We start from the raw sequence: 4818 nt of genomic DNA, 5'->3' as shown, positions 1-4818 counted from the left end.
GGTTGAATCAAGTCACTGAATCGCCGTGGTACGTGATCCGTATGCCCGGTGATGTGGGAGGAGGGGCATCGTGAGGTGCCTCCCTATCCCGATTACAAGGCAATACATGACTCTTGATCGGGACACGAAAAAGGCCCTTTGTTGGGATTCAGGCACCCGAAGCAGCAAATCAAGCCAAAAGGTGTCGGGGCCAGACTATTCCAAATCCTATGTGTGCCTTACGTGCAGAACTGCCAATAAGCGCCATGTTGAGGGTACGCCTTCCGATTATCCTCTCACCATGTCGTGTCCGATATGCAACGACACTATGTTCAACGTTGGGCGGCACTTTAAAGCACCAAAGAAAAGCGACAATGCCCAATGGAAAAAGGTCGGGTTTTTAATAGCGCATGGCTTCTTGTTCCAGAAAATCAGGCCAAATCCCAACAGCTATGAGTCTGTTCCATACCCTGACACATTGGAAGAAGCCAAAGAATTCGTGGTTAAGTACAAAGACTGGGCGTTAACCAATGAAATGAATCTATCAGCAGTCGTAGACAAAATAAGGCAAGAGCATGGATGTTCCGGGATTTGATCCGCGTAATGGAAACGAGAACGCAACGTTTCTGTTTCTTTTCGAGGCCCCAGGTGCAAAGGCTCTAAAAACTGGATATATATCTTTTGATAATCCAGACCCAACAGCAAGAAACTTCAAGCAACAGCTTGAGCAAGCCGGAATAGATAGAAAAGAAATTGCTGTTTGGAATACGGTCCCCTGGTACATCGGTAACCAAAGCAAGTCTTCTATCCGAGCGGCGAGGGGCAAAGACATTCGCCCTGGCATTTCATATTTGAAGCCAGTTATCGAGGCCATGCCTGCCCTCAAATGTATAGTGCTGGTTGGGAGTGCAGCGAGGCGGGCGCATATTTTTGTATCCCAAATCACAGAAGCGAGAATACTGAGCTGCCATCACACCTCAGCTAAAGCGATGAATACAAATCCAAATGCCTTGGCGGAGAACATCCGAGTTCTCCGGTTCATGAAGCAAACATCGGCCAAATATGGTTAACCAGGGGCTCTAGCCGACCGGTACTACGCTGCGCTCCGTACCGGCGGTTTAGCCCAGGCGTTATAAGTTGCGAGAAGTTTTTGTTGGATTTTGGAAAGAGACCAGATATTTGCGATCCGATGCGGATAGAGGGTAGGGGATTGGGTAGTCTGAGTAGGTGGTTCAAGGTTCTACAGCTACTTTTACCAATTATACTGATCGGTATCGGAGTGCTTCATGCCGTTTCGACTCTGATAGGGGCCGGTTTTGACGCAGCTATCAATCAATTTCTATATCCGTTCATCTTTGTAACAAGCGGGCTCGTTCTCAGTGACTTCAATAGGCGCCGCAAGGATCTAAACAGAGGGGCTATGCCAAGACTTATAACAAGGCCAGGCACGGCGACGCCTACTACATTGCGGCTTCGCCTCCATTCCGCAGCCGCGTATGCAGGCTGGTGTTAGGTGAGCAAAATCAATGTTTCCGTTTCTCAAAAAAGCCTTATCTGGGCGCAATAAGCCAAGTATCGAAATCGTTCACGACAGGTTGGGCCCGATGACTTTTTTGGAAAGTGAAGGTTATTGGGAGGCGGCCAGTGGCGAGGTTTTCCATAGTATTCCTGGCGACGCGAGTGGGCCCTATCCTCAATCAGTGCAGTTCATATTGAGCAAGCTTGCCGAGCTTGATCACTATTTCGATAAATGTTCCGAGTACCTTGTGTCGATCGCCTCGGGTTGGGATTCGATTCCAAAGGGTATGGCTGCTTCGGAGCTGTTTCAGGTCTCTGCTATTTCTGTGGATACGGCTGATAACCGGGAGTGGGAAATTTGTTTCGAAACACGGCCGGAATTTAGGTGGATCCACATTGGGCTGCAATTTGAGAACGAGGAAATCCTCTCAAATGACATCAGCACCTAACAAGGCCATTAAGGTCGTACCACACTGGTGGCCCTCCACCGGACGCCCTTGTCAGGGAGCTGCTTCTGGCTGGCGTTACACATTGCAGGAGGCATCGTGATAGTCATCTATGGAATCAAAGAACACCTTAACCCGATCAAGGCTCAGCTCTCTGAAGTCATTCACGGATGTATGCAAACCGTACTTGGGATGCCGGAAGACAAACGGGCTCATCGTTTCATCCCTATGGAAGCCGAGGATTTTTATTATCCTGGTGGCAGGACACCCGCTTACACAGCCATCGAGATCAATATGATGCAGGGTCGAAATCCTGAGACCCAAAAGGCCCTGATCAAGGAACTCTTCAACAAGATTGAGTCCGTGGTTGGCATATCACCCGTAGATGTTGAAGTCACGATCAAGGAGCAACCGCCACACTGTTGGGGCTTTCGTGGCATGACTGGAGATGAGGCGTGTGACCTCAAGTATTCAGTCAATGTGTAACAAGGCAATCAAATTCGTTCCGGCCCAAAGGCCCCCCACCGGAGGCCCTTTTCAGGGCGCCTTTTATTGCTGGCGTTAAGCACAGGGAGAGAGCGGTGTCATTGTTTGAAACAGAGAGGTTGGTTGCAAGGAAGCTATCCCATCAGGATGTCCCGGTGCTCACCGCAATGCTCAGTGATCCGGAAGTCATGAAATTCTCCGTTCGCGGAGTTTGCGACGAGGAAGCTACTCGAAAGTTCGTTGATTGGTGCCTTGAGTGTTACGCCTCTCATGGAATAGGGCCGTGGGCATTCTGTGAGAAGGAATCTGGGCATTTTATCGGCTTCTGTGGCATTGCGCCTGAGTTGGTTGGCGATGTCGAAGAACTCAATCTAGGTTATCGGCTGGCGCGCAGGTTCTGGCACCAGGGGTACGCGACAGAAGCTGTAATGGGTGCCCTCCAGTATGCTTTCGATCAAACACACCGCGAGTCGGTAATTGTTATTATCGAGCCGGAGCACACAGCCTCCGTTAGGGTGACGGAGAAGGTTGGGTTCAGAGATTATACGATTCGAGAATTCCATGCCCGAGCTGTGCGGGTATATCGAATGACGTGCGACGACTGGGCATTGCATAACAAGTTGTCGTAGTTCGTTTCAAGCCTGGCGGCCCTGCACCGGATACACTGCGCTCCGTAGTCGCCACTGAACCAAGGCGTTAAATATCAGCTGAATATGGGTCGCATACGGAAGTTTCTTCATGACGCTGGAAGGCTAAAGCCCTACTATCGATTCTGTTCAAATGTAGCTTCGGGTTCGGGAATAGTGATCGGTATTGGCCTATGGTACTTCACTTTGGTTCCGCTCTTGGCGACCTCGTTTGAGATTGATGTCGCTGAAGCAGCACAACCCGGCGATCCGACCGCATTCTTTGCGGTCACAATGGTTTTGCTATTGGTCGTGGCAATGATCATTTGCGTCCAGGGAGTCTTTTTGGCTCTGGTGTTACTTGGTCGCTTGAGGTTTGCTGATGTGATGTCGGTAATCTGGCGTTTGCGTTACCCTCGGAGTTGGGTCAATTATTAACAAGCCGCGTCACTCGAACGGCAGTGGTGGGCGATAGCTTCGTTAAAGATATTAAGCCCGCAATGTGGTTAGGTCTTAAGGCTATCTGGTTGACCCAGGAAAATGCACCTCGGGGAACTGAGGTTCGGGTCATCAGGAGCTTGCGAGAATTGTGCATGTAACCAGGTGGTCAATGCGTCGCCAACTACGTGTTGCTCTGTGCGCGCCCATACCACACCGTTATATGATTGGAGTAACATGGAAAAACTAGCGCATGAAATATGGATATTTGATGGTGAACCCGTTCAGTTCTTAGGTTTGCCTTTTTCCACTCGAATGACTGTTGTTTGAAGTGGACCCCGAAATTTGGACAGGTGCCTAAGCTCTGATTCATCATCTCCACAAGGAGGAGAATCATGAGCAAGAAACGCAAGCAATACAGCCCATCGTTCAAGTCCAAAGTAGCCCTAGCCGCCCTCAAGGGTGACCAGACTACATCTGAAATTGCCGCCCGGTTCCAGATTCATCCGACCATGGTTAGCACCTGGAAACGCGAGTTGTTGGAGAATGCTCCGGACCTCTTCGAAGGCAAAAAAAGGTCCGGCAAACAGTCCAACGAGCCCAGTTCTGACGAACTCTACCGCGAGATCGGCCGACTGACGGTGGAACGCGATTTTTTGTCGCGCAAGCTCGATCAGTAAGCCGTCAACGCCGGTTGGCGATGATCGAGCATGGTCATCCCCAAGTCAGCATTGTGCGCCAGTGCGAGTTGCTCAAACTGAGCCGCTCGTCGGTGTACTACGTCCCTCGTGAACAGTGTCAGGAGGATCTGGATCTGATGTACCTGATTGACCAGCAGCATCTGGAAACGCCGTACTATGGCTCTCGTAAGATGCGAGTCCATCTGGAGCGCAAAGGCCACCTGATAAACCGCAAGCGGGTTCAGCGCCTAATGCGCACCATGGGCATTCAGGCGGTGTATCCACGCCCCAGAACCAGCCCTCCGGGCGACGGGCACAAAGTTTATCCGTACCTGCTCAAAGGGCTGAAAATCGACCGCCCCAACCAGGTGTGGGCAACGGATATTTCGTACGTGCCGCTGGCCCGAGGCTTCATGTATTTGGTCGCCATTATCGACTGGTACAGCCGTAAGGTGCTGTCCTGGCGGGTCTCCAATACCATGGACACAGACTTCTGCATCGATGCCCTGGAGGAAGCCCTACAGCGCCATGGATCGCCGGAAATCTTCAATAGTCGCCCCTGCAAAAGTAAAAACCTGAACAAAGGCAATGAGTTGGCCTGACTTCGGGGTATAATATCCATCATAAATCTCCCCGTTTCGTCCA

6 protein-coding genes are annotated in these 4818 nt (G+C 50.8%); all 6 read left to right on the top strand.

Annotated features, from left to right (window positions below):
• Nucleotides 1-554: 554 nt before the first annotated feature.
• The gene (locus tag ACSSVV_RS20745) at nucleotides 555-1049 is read left to right on the top strand and encodes a uracil-DNA glycosylase (RefSeq protein WP_023012150.1); all 495 of its coding nucleotides are present in this window, start codon (nucleotides 555-557) and stop codon (nucleotides 1047-1049) included.
• A 456-nt stretch (nucleotides 1050-1505) separates the two neighbouring features.
• Nucleotides 1506-1946, top strand: coding sequence for a hypothetical protein (locus tag ACSSVV_RS20740; protein WP_023011837.1), 441 nt, complete (start codon nucleotides 1506-1508; stop codon nucleotides 1944-1946).
• A gap of 96 nt (nucleotides 1947-2042) precedes the next feature.
• On the top strand, nucleotides 2043-2429 hold the full coding sequence (locus ACSSVV_RS20735; protein WP_023011838.1) for a tautomerase family protein: 387 nt from the start codon (nucleotides 2043-2045) through the stop codon (nucleotides 2427-2429).
• A gap of 95 nt (nucleotides 2430-2524) precedes the next feature.
• Nucleotides 2525-3058 carry a GNAT family N-acetyltransferase gene (locus ACSSVV_RS20730; protein ID WP_023011839.1) on the top strand — a complete coding sequence of 178 codons (534 nt, stop codon included), beginning with the start codon at nucleotides 2525-2527 and terminating at the stop codon, nucleotides 3056-3058.
• An 830-nt stretch (nucleotides 3059-3888) separates the two neighbouring features.
• Nucleotides 3889-4173 carry a helix-turn-helix domain-containing protein gene (locus ACSSVV_RS20725; protein ID WP_022988855.1) on the top strand — a complete coding sequence of 95 codons (285 nt, stop codon included), beginning with the start codon at nucleotides 3889-3891 and terminating at the stop codon, nucleotides 4171-4173.
• Between the two features lie 20 nt (nucleotides 4174-4193).
• Entirely contained in the window at nucleotides 4194-4775 is a 582-nt protein-coding gene (locus ACSSVV_RS20720; RefSeq protein WP_454106949.1) for an IS3 family transposase, read from the top strand.
• Nucleotides 4776-4818: the final 43 nt, after the last annotated feature.

Source organism: Marinobacter sp. MBR-105, from assembly GCF_053628895.1.
Note: the sequence above shows the minus strand (reverse complement) of the source record. Positions and strands in the feature narration are given on the sequence as shown.